Raw genomic sequence first — 15,200 nt, 5'->3', positions numbered from 1 at the left:
CTCGTGGGGAGAGTGTGGCAAGACGACGCGGTTGCGCCGCCGGGAAGCACACCTTAAAGTGCCCCGTACCGGCCCGCAAACAGCATAGGGTCAATTTCTGTCGAAAATGGGCCAAAGCCATGCGCAATGCCCGTGCCGAAACCTACGACCGCACGCCCCGCGATGTCATCGCCACCGGCAACGACTACGCGCCGCACCAGGTGCTGCCCGCGCATTCCCATCGGCGCGGGCAGCTGCTGTATGCGTCCACCGGCGTGATCACCACCATCACCAGCGAAGGCAGCTGGGTGGTGCCGCCCCGGCGCGCGCTGTGGATTCCCCCGGGCGTGTTGCACGAGGTGCACATGGGCGGCCCCGTCTCCACGCGCAGTGCCTACGTCACGCCGGAAGCCGTGCAGCAGGCCGGCCTCTCGTCGCGCTGCCAGGTGCTCAGCGTCTCTCCCCTGCTCCACGAATTGCTGATGGAAGCGGTGGACCTGCCGGCCGAATACGATCTCGATGGCCGCGATGGACGCGTGATGGCGCTGCTGCTGGAGGAAATCCGCCGCATGCCGGTGTTGCCGCTCAGCACACCCTTGCCGCGCGAGAAGCGTCTCGCCGCACTCTGCCGCAGCTTGCTGGAACAACCGTCGCAGGAAGTGAAGATCGACGACATGGCGCGCCGTGCCGGCATGAGCCGTCGCCACTTCACGCGTACCTTCCGCGAGGAAACCGGCATGAGCTTCACCGCCTGGCGGCAGCAGGCCTGCCTGCTCTCGGCGCTGACGCGGTTGAGCAATGGCGAGGCGATCACGCAGGTGGCGGTGGATCTGGGCTATGGCAATCCCAGTGCGTTTACGGCGGCGTTCCGGCGTGTGTTGGGGATGGCGCCGAGTCGTTATCTGGCGACGCCGGTTGGGTAACAGCCCCCTACTGCGGGGGCGCACTTGTGCGCGACAAGCCGACGGAGCGGCACCGACATTGCGCCGCAGTCGCGCACAAGTGCGCTCCCACAGAGGAATCCGCAAGATCACGGCCCCATAACATTCGTGTCTGCACTGTCACAGAGCCGTCAGATGCGATGGGCAATATGTCGGTCATATGACAGCGCATGTCTGCGCTTCCCTGCCATGGCCCGGTCGCAATCGGCGGCTTACCATGCTTTCCATTCGCGGATAGCGCGGCTTCCTTCGCGCCCGCCCATCGAACGGTGAAACGATGAGTAACGATGTGGTCAGATCCAGCGCAGAGCGCGACGCCCCCATCACCGACAAGGCGCCTGCCGCGCCGGTCGAGGCGCCCGCCGCCAGCGCAGCGCCCGACTTGAATGATCCATCGCTGTATATCAATCGCGAGCTGTCGCAATTGCAGTTCAACATCCGCGTTCTCGAGCAGGCGCTGGACGAAAGCAAGCCGATCCTCGAACGGCTGAAGTTCCTGCTGATCTTCTCCAGCAACATGGACGAGTTCTTCGAGATTCGCGTGGCGGGCCTGAAGAGCCAGATCGCCTTCGATCACGAGATCGTCGGTTCCGATGGGGTGTCGCCACGCAAGGCGCTGGCCGAGATCAGCGAGATCACGCACCAGCAGATCGAGCGGCAGTACACCATCCTCAACGACAAGATCCTGCCGGTGCTGGCCCAGAACGGCATCCGCATCGTGCGTCGCAACGAGTGGTCGCACAAACAGAAACTATGGGTGCGCCGCTACTTCCGCCATGAAGTGGCGCCGCTGGTGACGCCGATCGGGCTCGATCCCACGCATCCGTTTCCGCTGCTGGTCAACAAGAGCCTCAACTTCATCGTGCAGTTGGAAGGCACCGATGCGTTCGGCCGCGATTCGGGCCTGGCCATCGTGCCGGCGCCGCGCGTGCTGCCGCGTTTGATCCGCCTGCCCGACGAGGTGTGCGAAGGCGGCGACAATTTCGTGCTGCTCTCCTCGATCATCCACGCGCATGCCGAGGAACTGTTCCCGGGCATGTCGGTGCGTGGCTGCTACCAGTTCCGCCTGACCCGCAACGCCGACCTCACCATCGACCCGGAAGACGTCGAGGATCTCGCACGCGCCTTGCGCGGCGAATTGTATTCGCGCCGGTTCGGCGATGCGGTGCGCCTGGAAGTGGCGGACAACTGCCCTGCCGAGCTGACCGATTACCTGCTGAAGCAATTCGGCCTCACCGCTGCCGAAATGTACGAAGTGAACGGGCCGGTGAATCTCGCGCGCCTGTTCGGCCTGGCCAGCAAGATCCAGCGGCCGGAGCTGCAATACCCGCCGTTCACCCCGTCGATCCCCAAGGCGCTGAAGAAGGCCGAGGACCTGTTCCAGGTGATCGGTCGCCAGGATGTGCTGCTGCTGCATCCGTACGAGTCGTTTGCGCCGGTGGTGGATCTGCTGCACCAGGCGGCGAAGGATCCGAGCGTGTTGGCGATCAAGCAGACCCTGTATCGCAGCGGCGCGAATTCCGAAATCGTCGATGCCTTGGTCGACGCGGCGCGCTCGGGCAAGGAAGTGACCGTGGTGATCGAGTTGCGCGCGCGCTTCGACGAGGAATCCAATCTCACGCTCGCCTCCCGCCTGCAGCAAGCGGGCGCTATGGTGATCTACGGCGTGGTGGGCGTGAAAACGCATGCCAAGCTGATGCTCATCCAGCGCCGCGAAGGCGAGGAACTGGTGCGTTACGCCCATCTGGGCACCGGCAACTACCACACCGGCAACGCGCGCCTTTACACCGACTACAGCCTGCTCACCTCCGACCAGGCGCTGTGCGAGGACGTGCACAAGCTCTTCAGCCAGCTCACCGGCATGGGCAAGCTGCTGCAGATGAAGAAGCTGCTGCATGCGCCGTTCACGCTGAAGAAGACGCTGCTGGAAATGATCGCGCGCGAAACCGCGCATGCCGCGGCCGGCAAGCCTGCGCAGATCATCATCAAGGTCAACGCGGTCACCGATCCGAAGATGATCAAGGCGCTCTACAAGGCCAGCATCGCGGGCGTGAAGATCGACCTGATCGTGCGCGGCATGTGCTGCCTGCGACCGGGCGTGCCGGGCGTGTCGAGCAATATCCGCGTGCGTTCCATCGTGGGGCGTTTCCTAGAACACAGCCGCGTGTACTGGTTCCTCAACAGCGGCGACGAACAGTTCTACCTGGCCAGCGCGGACCTGATGGAGCGCAACCTGGATCGTCGCGTGGAAACGGGCTTTCCGGTGCAGGGCAAGAAGCTGCAAAGCCGCCTGAAGAAGGAGCTGGAGCTTTATCTTTCGGACAACGCCAGCACCTGGCTGTTGCATGCCGACGGACGTTATTCGCGTAGCCGGTCGGGTCCGAACCAGACCCCACGCAACGTGCAGACGCAGTTGCTGGAAAAGATATGCGGCTCCGGGGCCAGTGCGGACGTTTGATAGTCAACCTGTTCCACGTCGTGCGCGCATGTAGGCCTAATCGTCACGCGTCCAGGAAAAGGCCCGCAAGGATGACGGCAGTTCCCGACCTCATTGCCTAAGCTTCGCCTACTTCGCGATAGTCCGCAGATTCGTATGGTAGCTCCGATATTCGTCGGCCATTCCGGCCCGCTTCTTTGGAGTTTTCCATGCGCAAGTTCATCGCAGCCATCGTCCTGACCGGCCTGGTCGGGCACGCGTTCGCCCAGACCCAGCCGGCAGTCGAGCAGAGCCATAACAACAAGGCGTATGTCGCGCCGGACGCCGCACATGCGACCGAGGCCTCGGTGGGCAACCTTACCCCGCTGTACGTGGGTGCAGGCGTGGTCGGTGCGGCGGTGATTGCCAGCGCGATCAATGGTGGCGGCGACGGCCGTCATGACCCCGCCGGCGGCGGTGGCGGCACCAGCGGCACCACCGGGACGAAATAATCACCCGGGCACAAGGTCCCTCGGTCGGAATGGGATGCCCCTGACCGACCCTACCCTGAGGTGCACCTGAGCCGTATGCGCCGCCCCTGTCCCGGCAGGGGCGGCGCATGACGTTTTGGCTGAGCCGCTGAAATCAGCCGTGCCGCCTGACCCAGGCGACATAGCGGTCGACGAAATCCTGCAGGAATTTCCGCGTGCCCTCGCTGCCGATGGCGCCATCGGGGCCGAACAGGCCTTCCTTGTGCTGGATGAATACTTCCGGCTGGGCCAGCGTGGAAACATCGAGATAGGCCAGCACGTTGCGCAGGTGCTGCTGAGCCATGGCGGTGCCTTGCGCCCCTACCGAAACGCCCAGCACGGCGGCCGGCTTGCCGGCGAACGAATTGGTTCCCCAGGGACGCGAGGCGATATCGATGGCGTTCTTGAGCACGCCCGGGATCGAGCGGTTGTATTCGGCGGTCACGAACAGCAGCGCATCGGCGGCGCCGATCTCGTCCTTCAGGCGCCGGCATTCCGGCGGGTAGTCGCCGTCGAAATCCTGGTTGTACAGCGGCAGGTTGTCGATGCGGATGTGCTCGAAGCCGAAGTCCTCCGGCGCCAGCTTTTCCACCGCGCGCGCCAGCTGGCGATTGAACGAATCCTTGCGCAGGCTGCCCGCCAGCAGCGCCACTCGGGTCTTGCTCATGCCCTTTCTCCTGAAGCGAGAAGAAGGCCCGCAGGATGGCATCGCGACCGGTGAACCCCTCGTGACAGGGCTATCACACGGCCGCTCTGGCCTTGTGGCATGCTAGGCGCCTAGCCTTCCATACGGCTTGTCAATATCCTGCGTCACAAATCCAGCAAGGCTTGCCGCCTAGATCAGCCTCGCTGGACCCAAGGACGACGTCCGGCCCGCGCCACCGGTAACGCGGGTTTTCGCTCACAGGGACCACCGGATCGGCCATGAAGCTGCGTGCGCCTCCAGGACTGGAGCCGTACGAAGAAGGGGGACCGGTATATGGTTTGGCCTATCGCGACCATCGCGAGGTGTGGCTACGGGCGGATGCTGGGCATCCTCGCCCTGGCTTTGCTTGCCTTCGCGGCGCACGCCAGCACGGCGCTGACCGGTGCCGCCCGCAAAGTCATGCCCGGCGACACCCCGCAGTCGGTGCTGGACGCCTACCGGCGTGGCGAGTTCGCCAGCTTCGATCCCCATCTGCTGCAGCGCTTCTCCCGTCCGGGACTCGGCACCTGGGTGGTGCTGCAGCCACAGCCGCCGCTGGTGAATGAGGAGCGGGTGCTCTCGATCTATCCGCCGCCGCTGGTCCCGGTCACGCTGTTCGATGCGGGTGGCAGCTCGCTCACCCTGTCGCTCGACGATTCGCTTGCCAGCGCCCACGGCAACGGCCGGCTCGCCTATCGGATTTCGGCCGATACGCCCGCGTCCGCGCCGATCCTGCTGAAGATCGAGCCGGGAACGATCAACCACGCGGTGGCCAGTTTCCACCTGCAGCCGTGGAACGAATATCTGCAGACCGACTCGCAGTGGCTCGCTTTCGCCAGCGCGTGTTTCGCGGTGATGGTGGCCATGGCGCTGATGGCGCTGTGCCTGGCGATGATGCTGCGCGACAGCACCTTCGCCTGGTACGCCGGCTATGTGCTCTGCTACGCCCTGATCCAGGGCGTCCAGACCGGCTATCTGTTTCATCCGCTGGAACTGACCTGGCTGGCCGGCAACGCCGGCATGATCGGCTCGTCGGCCGTGGCGTTGTCGCTCGCCTTCGCCGCCATGTTCGTCTCGCGCTTCTGCGAATTGCCGCGTTATGTGCCCGTGCTGCAGACGCCGATCATGGCGCTGGCCGTGGGCATGCCGCTGGTGGTGCTGCTCGACAACAGCCAGGTCGCGGTTTTGCAGCAGACGGTGCAGGCGCTGCTGACGCCACTACTGGTCATCGGCACGCTGTTGCTGCTTGGCGCCGCCATCGTCGCCGCCGTGCAAGGCTCGCGACCCGCCGGGTTCTTCCTGGTCGGCTGGACGCCCCTGCTCGCCCTCACCGCGCTGTACAGCTCGCAGATGACCGGGGTGCTGCCGGATGTCACCTGGCTGGGCGATGCCTGCCTGGCCGCCGGTGCATTCGAAGCGATCGTGCTGTCGCTGGGCCTGGCCGATCGTGCGCTGATGATGCGGCGCGACCGCCACATGGTGCAGGAGCTGGCCGATACCGACGCCCTCACCAACGTGCTCAACCGGCGCGCCTGGACCGAAAGCATGCGCAAGCTGCTGGGCAACGCGGGCTCGCAGCCGATCGCGCTGCTGTTTCTCGACCTCGATCACTTCAAGATGCTCAACGACCGGCAAGGCCACGCCGCCGGCGATCGCGCCCTGGTCGCGGTGGCCGAAGCCTTGCGCAACGAGCTGCGCCCGCACGATCTGCTGGGTCGTTACGGCGGCGAGGAATTCGTGGCCATGCTGTTCGGCGTGCAGCAGAACCAGGCCATGCAGGTGGCCACGCGGCTGTGCCGCCGCGTGCACCGGCTGGATATCCCGGTGAACCAGACCGGCCTGGTGCTCAGCGTGAGCATCGGCATCGCCATGCGGGAACCCGAGGACACGGTCGACTCCCTGGTCGAGCGCTCGGACTTGGCCATGTACCGGGCCAAGCTGGCCGGCCGCAACCGTGCCCGGCTCGATGAGAAGCTGGAAACGCCGCCACGGCGCAGCTGGCCCAGGGCGGTGGAGAATGATCGCAAGGGATGATGGCCGGACGCTCAGTCTTCCTCACCGTCATTCCGGCGCAGGCCGGAATCCAGTGGCGGCAGCGACAGGTTTTCGCGAGAGCCTTCATCGATCTTTTCGCGATAGCCGTCCGCATCGCCACTGGATTCCGGCCTGCGCCGGAATGACGGTGAGGGGTTGTGCGGGGGTTTGGAGGTCCACTCAGAAAATCCACAAGACAACGCCGCAGGAACGGCTAGCCTTGACCCGTCCCTGTCACGGAGCACGTCCATGAGCACACCCCAGGTTTCCGGCAGCACCATCATTCCCTGCCTGCGCTATCGCGACGCGCACGCGGCCATCGAATGGCTGTGCAAGGCCTTCGGTTTCCACAAGCAAGCCGTGTACGACGACGACAACGGCGGCGTGGCGCACGCCCAGCTCACCTATGGCAGCGGCATGCTGATGCTGGGCTCGGTCAACGACAACGACTTCGGCCGGCGCATGGTGCAGCCCGACCAGGTCGATGGCCGCGAGACGCAGTGCGCCTGCGTGATCGTGAAAGACTGCAAGGCGCACTACGAGCAGGCGAAGGCGGCCGGTGCCACCATCATCGACGACTACGCCGAGAAGGAATACGGCGGCGCGGGTTACAGCTGCCGTGACCCCGAAGGTCACCTGTGGTGGTTCGGCAGCTACGACCCGTGGACGGAACCGGCGAAGTGATTCAGCAGCGCGCGACGGGCAAATAGACGTCCGCACGCAAGGCCGCTTCCGGCACTTCCTCGGGATCGTCGAGGAAATGCCGGAACAGATGTTCATCGCGCAGCACGTAGCCGCTGTCCGGCAGCCATTGGGCGATCAGGCGATCGCTCAGTGCGCCCAGCGCATCGTAGGAGCCCACGTGGCGCCAGCGCGCCCACAGGCCGCCGCCCAGTTGCAGCGGCTGGGCCTGGGCGTCGCCCTGTACCTCGTCCCCTTCGAAGGCAAGCGCACAATCGAAGGCCCCGCGGCCGGACAACGCCTCCGGACCGCCATCATGGGCAATCCCGTAGATGCCGGCCAGGCGTTCCAGCAACGCACGCTCGGCGGCCCAGGCAAATAGACGTCCATAGGCCTGATCCAACTCCCGGTACTCGCCCTCGTAGCGGGTAGCCACGACGCGAAAGGGTTCGACCGAGACGACTTCGACTTCGAAGGCCTGCTCGGCGGCATCTTGCTTGGCGGGACGGCGAAGACGCTGCATCGCTTCGTGCAGCCGCCCCTGCTGCCCGCGCAATTCGCTCGGCGTCGCATCGAAGGTTTGCCGAAAAGCACGTGCAAACGCCTGCGGCGTTTCATAGCCCACGGCCAGCGCCGTCTCGGTGACGCGCTCGGCGGGTTCGGCCAGCAACTGCAGGGCGCGCAGCCAGCGCAGACGCGCCACCGTCTGGCCGATCGTCTCGCCGGAGAGCGCACGGTAGATACGATGAAAATGGAACGGCGAAAGATGTGCGGCAGCCGCCAGCTGCGCCAGTTCCGGCAGCTCGCCTCCCTCGGCCACCGCCAATTGAAGCAGGGCGACCACGCGGTCGATGCGTTGCAGATAGTCCTGACGCGTATGGGTTTTCATGGTGGGGCTTCCTTGGTAAGTGGCCCCAGTGTGGTGGGCGCCATCGGCGGCAGCGTTCCCATTCTTGCGCCATTGGGCATCGTATAGGCAGGAAGTCATGGTGGGAGGCCAGGGCCCACTCGCTTACAGTCGCCGGTGACCCACCCGCCCGCTTCGTTCACCGGAATGGCCCCTGCGGCCGTTCGCCTGGAGGATTCATGCCCATCCGCCGCACCCTGCTCGCCATCGCCACCCTCGGCGCCCTCACCGCCGCCGTCGCCCATGCGCAGACCACGCCGCTCACGCCGGACGTGCCGCCCAAGGCGTTCGTTGCCGACGCCTCGAGCTACGACTACGTCAAGCGCGACGTGATGATCCCGATGCGCGACGGCGTGAAACTGCACACGGTCATCGTGATCCCGAAGAACGCACGCAATGCGCCGATCCTGCTGACGCGCACGCCGTACGACGCCAGCGGCCGCGCCGAGCGCTTCGTCTCGCCGCACATGGACGCCACGCTGCCGCAGGGCGACGAGGTGTTCGTGCACAGCGGCTACATCCGCGTGTTCCAGGACGTGCGCGGCAAGTACGGTTCCGAGGGCGACTACGTGATGACGCGTCCGCTGCGCGGACCGCTCAATTCCAGCGAAGTGGATCATTCCACTGATGCCTACGACACCATCGACTGGCTGGTGAAGAACCTGCCCGAATCGAACGGCCGCGTGGGCATGCTCGGTTCCTCCTATGAAGGCTTCACGGTGGTGATGGCGTTGGTCCATCCGCATCCGGCGCTGAAGGTGGCCGCACCGGAAAGCCCGATGATCGACGGCTGGATGGGCGACGACTGGTTCCACTACGGTGCCTATCGCCAGACCAACTTCGACTACATCTACAGCCAGACCGCGCAGAAGGGCAAAGGCGGCAGCATGGGCCGCGCGGGCTACGACGATTACTCCAACTTCCTCAACGCCGGATCGGCCGGCGATTACGCGCGCAGCCACGGCTTCGAGCAACTGCCGTTCTGGCGCAAGCTCGACGAGCATCCCTCGTACGACGCCTTCTGGCAGCAACAGGCGCTGGACAGGGTGATGGCCGAGCAGCCGCTCACCGTGCCCACCATGTGGTTGCAAGGCCTGTGGGATCAGGAAGACATGTGGGGCGCCATCCATACCTATGCCGCCACTGAAGGCAAGGACAAGGGCAACGACAAGAACTACCTCGTGATGGGCCCGTGGCGGCATAGCCAGGTCAACTACGACGGCCGTTCGCTGGGTCCGCTGCAATGGGATGGCGATACTTCGCTGCAGTTCCGTCGCGACGTGCTCAAGCCGTTCTTCGATCAATACCTGGTCGCAGGCGCGCCCAAGGCCAACACGCCGCCGGTGCTGATCTACAACACCGGCGAGAACCACTGGGACCGCTACAAGTCCTGGCCGCTCAGCTGCGACAAGGGCTGCGCGAACAAGCCCAAGGCACTGTACCTGGGCGGCAACGGCTCGCTCTCGTTCACTGCGCCAGCAGCGGACGCGGCGAAGTACGACGAGTATGTCTCCGATCCGTCCAAGCCCGTGCCGTACCAGCCGCGACCGGTGCATTTCGCCGATCACGATGCCTGGACGCGCTGGCTGGTCAACGACCAGCGTTTCGTGGATGGACGTCCGGACGTCCTCACCTATGTGAGCGAACCGCTGACCGCGCCGTTGCACATCGGCGGCGCCCCCCAGGTGAACCTGTATGCCTCCACCAGTGGCACGGACAGCGACTGGGTGGTGAAGCTGATCGACGTATACCCGGACACCGTGCCTTCCAATCCGGAAATGGGCGGTTACGAACTGGCCGTGTCGCTGGACATCTTCCGCGGCCGCTACCGCACCAGTTTCGAACATCCGCAGGCGCTCACGCCGGACCAGCCCCTGCTCTACAACTTCGGCCTGCCCACCACCAACCACGTGTTCCAGCCGGGTCACCGGATCATGGTGCAGGTGCAGTCGAGCCTGTTCCCGCTGTACGACCGCAACCCGCAGAAGTACGTGCCGAACATCTTCGATGCCAAGCCGGGCGATTACCAGAAGGCCACCCAGCGCGTCTGGCACACGCCGGGAACCGCCAGCTCGATCAGCTTGCCGGTGGTGCCCGGCGGCTGAGCGTCAGCACATCGCTTCGTTCCAAAGGCCGGCCTTGTGCCGGCCTTTTCTTTTGCCCGTCATTCCGGCGCAGGCCGGAATCCAGGTGCGGTGCCTCGCGATTGTCGCGATGCCGTTGATTCGCTTTTTTGGACGATTCCGCCGGGAGCACGGCGTAGAGCCACGGCAGCGCTATCGCGTCAGCCAAACGCACCGCGCCTGGATTCCGGCCTACGCCGGAATGACGAGCAGATTCCGCAGCACCCTATCAGCAAGCAGCATCAAACCTTTCATGAATGTCTTTTATACCAATCACTTGCAAATTAATTAAAGCTATGATTAATTAAGAGACATGACTACCCAAGCCACTCCCCCTCGGACCGCCAAACGCCGCGCCCCCGGCCGCCCCGCCACGGACAGCCCCGACCTTCGCGCCACCCTGATCGAGGCGGCGCTCGCCTGCTTCGTGCGGGACGGCATCGCGGCCACTTCGTCGCGCAACATCGCCAAGGAGGCCGGCGTGACGCCGGCGATGCTCAACTACTACTTCGGCAGCAAGCAGGCCTTGCAGGACGCCGTGTTCGAGGAACGCCTGCTGCCTGCCGTGATGAGCCTGCGCGAACGCGTGGGCAGCACGGGCGACGACGTCATCGCGATGACGCGGCAGTTCGTGCAGGGCGTGTTGGGACTGGTCGATGCGTTCCCGTGGTTTCCCTCGCTGTGGGTGCGCGAAGTGCTGTGCGAAGGCGGCGCCCTGCGGGAACTGCTGCTGTCGCGCATCGGGCCCGAACTGCCGCAGATGCTGGCCGGCCGCTTTGCGCAGGCGCAGCAGCGAGGACAGCTCAATGCCGCGCTCGATCCGCGCCTGCTGGTGGTGTCGTTGATTGGTTTGACCTTGTTCCCGGCGGCCAGCGCACCGATCTGGCGGCAGATTTTCCAGGCCGAGCTGGGCACGGACGTGCTGGTGCGCCACGCGCTCGCCCTGCTCGGCCATGGTTTGGAGCCCGCGCATGAAAACTGACCTGCGTCTTCTCGTTGTCCTGGTGGTCGCCGCCGCGCTGCTGGCCGGCTGTCATCGCTCGTCGCCCGAAGTGCTCGGCACGGTGGAATTCGACCGCATCACCCTGCCGGCCCCGGCCGCGGAGCACATCGTGAAAATCGATGTGCGCGAAGGCCAGTACGTCCCTGCCGGCACGCGCATCATGCAGCTGGAAACCACGCGCACGCAGGCAGCGCTCGACAACGCGCGCGCCGACCTGCAACAGCAGCAACAGGCCTTGCTGGAACTCCAGCGCGGTCCGCGCGAGGAACAGATCCGCCAGGCGCGTGCCAACCTCGTCGGCGCACAGGCGCAGTCGCGCGATGCGAACGCCTACTACCAGCGGCTCTCGGCCCTGGGCAAACAGCAGTTCGTCTCCGCCGCCGATCTCGATCGCGCCAAAGCCTCGGCCGGCAACGCGGACGCCGCGGTGGCCGCCGATCGCGCCGCGCTCGACCAGCTGGTGAACGGATCGCGCGTGGAAGACATCGCGCAAGCACGCGCCGCCGTCGCGGCGGCGACGGCCAATGCGGCGTCGCGCTCGGTCGATCTGGACAAACTCGATCTGACGGCACCGCGCGATGTGCGCGTCGACAGCCTTCCCTACAAGTTGGGCGACCAGGCCCAGCCCGGCACGCCGCTGGTGATCCTGCTCGCCAGCGACACGCCGTATGCACGCGTCTACGTCCCTGCCGCGCTGCGTCCGTCGATCAAGGTCGGCGACAAGGCGGTGGTCCGCCTGCACGAGGGCAAGCGGCAATTCAACGGCACCGTGCGGATGGTCCGCAGCGAGCCCACCTTTACGCCGTACTACGCGTTGAACGGCGAGGACGCCACGCGCCTGAGCTATCTGGCGGAGATCGCGCTCGACACCGATGCCCGCGATCTGCCACAGGGATTCCCCGTCGCGGTGGCATTCCCGGGCAAGAGCAGCCATGACTGAGCTGGCCATCCACGTGCGGGGACTGACCAAGCGCTTCGGCGCGCTGGTCGCCGTCAACGGCGTCAATCTGGAGGTGCCGCGCGCCTGCGTATACGGTTTCCTCGGTCCCAACGGCTCGGGCAAATCGACCACCATCCGCATGCTGTGCGGCTTGCTGACGCCCAGCGAAGGCGACATCGAAGTACTGGGCCTGCGCGTTCCCGAACAGGCCGAAGCGTTGAAGCGGCGCATTGGCTACATGACGCAGAAATTCTCGCTGTTCGACGATCTGTCGGTGCGCCAGAACCTGGAATTCCTCGCCACCGTGCAGGGCCTCTCGCGCCAGGACACACGCACGCGCGTCGACGAACTGCTGAAGCGCTACCACCTGGATGACCGGCAGGAACAACTGGCCGGCACCATGAGCGGCGGCCAGAAGCAGCGCCTGGCGCTGGCTGGCGCCATCGTGCACAAACCCGAGCTGCTGTTCCTGGACGAGCCGACCAGTGCGGTCGATCCCGAATCGCGCCGCGATTTCTGGGAGAAATTGTTCGAGCTCGCCGACGCCGGCACCACCATCCTCGTCTCCACCCACTACATGGACGAAGCCGAGCGCTGCCATCGACTGGCCTTTCTCGACAGCGGCAACCTGGTCGCCGACGGTACGCCCAAGGAACTGACCGACAAGCTGCGCGGACGCACCTTCGTGATCCGCGCGCAGTCGCCGCGGCAGGCCAAGCAGGCCCTGGACGGCCACCCCGATGTGTTGAGCGTGGCGCAGATCGGCAACGAACTGCGCGTGCTGATGCGCAAGGACAAGGTCACCGTGGACGATCTGCGCAACGCGGCAGGCCACGCCGACGATGCCATGGAGATCGAAAGCGTCAGCCCGAACCTCGAAGACGTGTTCGTGGTCGCCACGCGCAAACATGCGCAGCGCGAGGAGCAACCGGCATGAACTTCCGGCGACTGTGGGCCATCATGCTGAAGGAGTTGCGCCAGCTGCGTCGCGACCGCATCACGCTGGCCATGATCATGGGCATGCCGATCATGCAGCTGGTGCTGTTCGGCTACGCCATCAACCTCAATCTGCGCGACCTTCCTGCCGCCGTGGTCGACCAGGCGCAGACCGCCGGATCACGCGCTGCCGTACAGGACCTGCTGGCCAGCGGCGTCATCCAGGTCGCGGCCAGCGCCCAATCGCCCCAGCAACTGGTCGACCTGCTGCGCGAGGGCCGTATCAGCGTCGGCATCGCCGTTCCGCCGGATTTCGAGCGCCGCAAGCTGGATGGGCGCGAGGCGATCCAGGTGATGGTGGACGGCAGCGACAACGTGGTGCAGTCGGCCGCCGCGCAGCTGGCCCAATACCCGCTCAACCAGCCGGACAATTTCCATGCGCGCGCGCAGACGCCGATCAGCGTGGTGAGTTTCTACAATCCCGAACGCCGTTCGCCCGTCAACATCGTGCCGGGACTGATCGGCGTCATCCTGACCATGACCATGGTGCTGTTCACCGCCGTGGCCATCGTGCGCGAGACCGAGCGCGGCAACATGGAATTGCTGATCACCACGCCGCTCAGCCGTACCGAACTGATGGTCGGCAAGGTGCTGCCGTATGCGGCGATCGGCCTGGTGCAGACGACCGTGGTGTTGTTGCTGGGCGTGTGGCTGTTCCGCGTGCCCATTCGGGGCAGCCTGTGGGACGTCTATCTCGCGTCCAGCCTGCTGATCCTGGCCAATCTCTCGCTCGGCCTGCTCATCTCGACACGGGCGCGCTCGCAGTTCCAGGCGATGCAGATGACCTTCTTCGTGTTCCTGCCATCGATCCTGCTCTCGGGTTTCATGTTTCCGTATGCGGGCATGCCCGAGCCGGCGCAGTGGATCTCCGAGGCGCTGCCGCTGACCCACTTCATGCGCCTGATCCGCGGCATCATCCTGCGCGGCGCCGACCTGGGCGATCTATGGCACGACGCGCTCGCCCTGGTGGCGTTCATCGCGATCATGCTCACGCTGGCCATTCGGCTGTTCCACAAGCGGTTGGATTGAACGGAAAAAATCCATGGCGGATTTTTGAGGACGGCGGCGGTCTTTCTTGGCTCGTCATTCCGGCGCAGGCCGGAATCCAGTTGCGACGCGCCTGGTTGGCGCGATAACGCCCCATTCGTTTGGTTGCCGCCTGTCCGATCAACACGAAGAACGAAATAGCGGTGGCGCGACAGCCAGGCGCACCGCGACTGGGTTCCGGCCTGCGCCGGAATGACGAGCCAGGTGCCGCGCCGCCTCTTTCCCTGCAATAAGCGATAAACAAAAAAGGCCCGCAAAGTGCGGGCCTTTCCAAGCGAAGAGAACACGCTTACTGCGTACAAGCCTTGCCGTGATCGCCGTGGTAACCCTTGGCCTTTGCATCGGCTTCGCTCATGTACGCACCTGCCTTGGTCTTGCCGTACCACTTGTCGCCCTGGCAGTGATAGACCTTGCTGGTGTCGTTGACCCACACCATGCCCGGGCCACCGCCCGGTGCGGCATTGGCCGGCGGTTGCGGACCGGCGGCCTTGGCACTGGCAGCCGGTGCGGCGGCGGCGCTCTTGGGCGCGGCCATCGCGTTACCGGCAGGCGCAGCGGCGGCGGCGGGAGCGGCTGCAGCGGCCGGTGTAGCGGCAGGCGCAGCGGTGTACCACTCCTTGACGCCTTGATGGCCGGAGCACGCACCCTTCTTGGTGGCGTGATTGGTGTAGCTGCCGTCCTTGCACTGACCGGTCGAGCCGGCCGGTGCGGCGGACTGCTGCGCATAGACGGCCGGTCCGGCCAGCAGGCCTGCAAGCAGGACTGCGATCAAGCCATACGATTTCATGTCGATCTCCCGTGCTGTGTGTCTTCCCCGTGGGAACCGTCCGCTGCGGCGGAACGTTTCCCTTTGCGCCAATCGCAACGCGCCGACGCATTCGCCCACACTATGCGCCCGCCTGATGACGGCGCATCACG

At 65.3% G+C, this 15,200-nt stretch carries 13 protein-coding genes; 10 read left to right on the top strand and 3 right to left on the bottom strand.

Features of this window, described 5'->3' with window-relative positions; translation table 11 throughout:
* Positions 1-119 precede the first annotated feature (119 nt).
* The 3 genes from ACN9MB_RS07270 (at position 120) to ACN9MB_RS07260 (ending at position 3,848) form a co-directional block, all read left to right on the top strand.
* Complete coding sequence (locus ACN9MB_RS07270) at positions 120-902, top strand: AraC family transcriptional regulator (RefSeq protein ID WP_204635416.1); 783 nt, start codon at positions 120-122, stop codon at positions 900-902.
* A 295-nt stretch (positions 903-1,197) separates the two neighbouring features.
* Positions 1,198-3,378: a polyphosphate kinase 1 gene (gene ppk1, locus ACN9MB_RS07265; protein WP_204635415.1), complete on the top strand. Its 2,181-nt coding sequence runs from the start codon at positions 1,198-1,200 to the stop codon at positions 3,376-3,378.
* A gap of 188 nt (positions 3,379-3,566) precedes the next feature.
* A complete protein-coding gene (locus tag ACN9MB_RS07260) occupies positions 3,567-3,848 on the top strand; it encodes a hypothetical protein (RefSeq protein ID WP_426271294.1) in 282 nt (93 codons plus the stop codon).
* Positions 3,849-3,981: 133 nt separating this feature from the next.
* On the opposite strand, the gene ACN9MB_RS07255 is transcribed toward ACN9MB_RS07260, so the two are convergent.
* Positions 3,982-4,533, bottom strand: a complete 552-nt coding sequence (locus tag ACN9MB_RS07255) for an NADPH-dependent FMN reductase (RefSeq protein WP_426271292.1) — start codon at positions 4,531-4,533, stop codon at positions 3,982-3,984.
* A gap of 312 nt (positions 4,534-4,845) precedes the next feature.
* Here ACN9MB_RS07255 and ACN9MB_RS07250 point away from each other — a divergent pair, with 312 nt between their 5' ends.
* Together ACN9MB_RS07250 and ACN9MB_RS07245 are read left to right on the top strand one after the other, a co-directional pair.
* Positions 4,846-6,585: a sensor domain-containing diguanylate cyclase gene (locus ACN9MB_RS07250; protein WP_426271290.1), complete on the top strand. Its 1,740-nt coding sequence runs from the start codon at positions 4,846-4,848 to the stop codon at positions 6,583-6,585.
* Positions 6,586-6,834: 249 nt separating this feature from the next.
* A complete protein-coding gene (locus ACN9MB_RS07245; RefSeq protein ID WP_426271288.1) occupies positions 6,835-7,269 on the top strand; it encodes a VOC family protein in 435 nt (144 codons plus the stop codon).
* Between the two features lies 1 nt (position 7,270).
* Here the strand turns inward: ACN9MB_RS07245 and ACN9MB_RS07240 are convergent, their stop codons facing one another.
* On the bottom strand, positions 7,271-8,155 hold the full coding sequence (locus tag ACN9MB_RS07240) for an AraC family transcriptional regulator (protein WP_426271286.1): 885 nt from the start codon (positions 8,153-8,155) through the stop codon (positions 7,271-7,273).
* 197 nt (positions 8,156-8,352) lie between these two features.
* Here ACN9MB_RS07240 and ACN9MB_RS07235 point away from each other — a divergent pair, with 197 nt between their 5' ends.
* The 5 genes from ACN9MB_RS07235 (at position 8,353) to ACN9MB_RS07215 (ending at position 14,264) form a co-directional block, all read left to right on the top strand.
* Positions 8,353-10,278, top strand: coding sequence for a CocE/NonD family hydrolase (locus tag ACN9MB_RS07235; protein ID WP_426271284.1), 1,926 nt, complete (start codon positions 8,353-8,355; stop codon positions 10,276-10,278).
* Positions 10,279-10,609: 331 nt separating this feature from the next.
* Complete coding sequence (locus ACN9MB_RS07230; RefSeq protein ID WP_426271283.1) at positions 10,610-11,278, top strand: TetR/AcrR family transcriptional regulator; 669 nt, start codon at positions 10,610-10,612, stop codon at positions 11,276-11,278.
* Positions 11,268-12,239: an HlyD family secretion protein gene (locus ACN9MB_RS07225; protein ID WP_426271282.1), complete on the top strand. Its 972-nt coding sequence runs from the start codon at positions 11,268-11,270 to the stop codon at positions 12,237-12,239. The genes ACN9MB_RS07230 and ACN9MB_RS07225 overlap by 11 nt, the downstream gene beginning before the upstream one ends.
* Positions 12,240-12,246: 7 nt before the next feature.
* On the top strand, positions 12,247-13,176 hold the full coding sequence (locus ACN9MB_RS07220) for an ATP-binding cassette domain-containing protein (protein ID WP_204635904.1): 930 nt from the start codon (positions 12,247-12,249) through the stop codon (positions 13,174-13,176).
* A complete protein-coding gene (locus ACN9MB_RS07215) occupies positions 13,173-14,264 on the top strand; it encodes an ABC transporter permease (protein WP_426271280.1) in 1,092 nt (363 codons plus the stop codon). The genes ACN9MB_RS07220 and ACN9MB_RS07215 overlap by 4 nt, the downstream gene beginning before the upstream one ends.
* Before the next feature lie 307 nt (positions 14,265-14,571).
* Here the strand turns inward: ACN9MB_RS07215 and ACN9MB_RS07210 are convergent, their stop codons facing one another.
* Positions 14,572-15,069: a DUF3761 domain-containing protein gene (locus tag ACN9MB_RS07210; protein WP_204635405.1), complete on the bottom strand. Its 498-nt coding sequence runs from the start codon at positions 15,067-15,069 to the stop codon at positions 14,572-14,574.
* Between the last annotated feature and the right edge of the window lie 131 nt (positions 15,070-15,200).

Origin of the sequence: Dyella kyungheensis (assembly GCF_049913195.1) — a bacterium.
Classification (GTDB): Bacteria; Pseudomonadota; Gammaproteobacteria; order Xanthomonadales; family Rhodanobacteraceae; genus Dyella; species Dyella kyungheensis.
The sequence above is the reverse complement of the archived record's forward strand: the minus strand, read 5'-3'. Positions and strand labels throughout refer to the sequence as shown.

Excerpts from the sequence above, each read along its gene's own strand:
- ACN9MB_RS07270 (WP_204635416.1), top strand. The coding sequence starts at position 120 with ATGCGCAATGCCCGTGCCGAAACCTACGACCGCACGCCCCGCGATGTC.
- ppk1 (WP_204635415.1), top strand. The coding sequence starts at position 1,198 with ATGAGTAACGATGTGGTCAGATCCAGCGCAGAGCGCGACGCCCCCATC.
- ACN9MB_RS07260 (WP_426271294.1), top strand. The coding sequence starts at position 3,567 with ATGCGCAAGTTCATCGCAGCCATCGTCCTGACCGGCCTGGTCGGGCAC.
- ACN9MB_RS07255 (WP_426271292.1), bottom strand. The coding sequence starts at position 4,533 with ATGAGCAAGACCCGAGTGGCGCTGCTGGCGGGCAGCCTGCGCAAGGAT.
- ACN9MB_RS07250 (WP_426271290.1), top strand. The coding sequence starts at position 4,846 with ATGGTTTGGCCTATCGCGACCATCGCGAGGTGTGGCTACGGGCGGATG.
- ACN9MB_RS07245 (WP_426271288.1), top strand. The coding sequence starts at position 6,835 with ATGAGCACACCCCAGGTTTCCGGCAGCACCATCATTCCCTGCCTGCGC.
- ACN9MB_RS07240 (WP_426271286.1), bottom strand. The coding sequence starts at position 8,155 with ATGAAAACCCATACGCGTCAGGACTATCTGCAACGCATCGACCGCGTG.
- ACN9MB_RS07235 (WP_426271284.1), top strand. The coding sequence starts at position 8,353 with ATGCCCATCCGCCGCACCCTGCTCGCCATCGCCACCCTCGGCGCCCTC.
- ACN9MB_RS07230 (WP_426271283.1), top strand. The coding sequence starts at position 10,610 with ATGACTACCCAAGCCACTCCCCCTCGGACCGCCAAACGCCGCGCCCCC.
- ACN9MB_RS07225 (WP_426271282.1), top strand. The coding sequence starts at position 11,268 with ATGAAAACTGACCTGCGTCTTCTCGTTGTCCTGGTGGTCGCCGCCGCG.
- ACN9MB_RS07215 (WP_426271280.1), top strand. The coding sequence starts at position 13,173 with ATGAACTTCCGGCGACTGTGGGCCATCATGCTGAAGGAGTTGCGCCAG.
- ACN9MB_RS07210 (WP_204635405.1), bottom strand. The coding sequence starts at position 15,069 with ATGAAATCGTATGGCTTGATCGCAGTCCTGCTTGCAGGCCTGCTGGCC.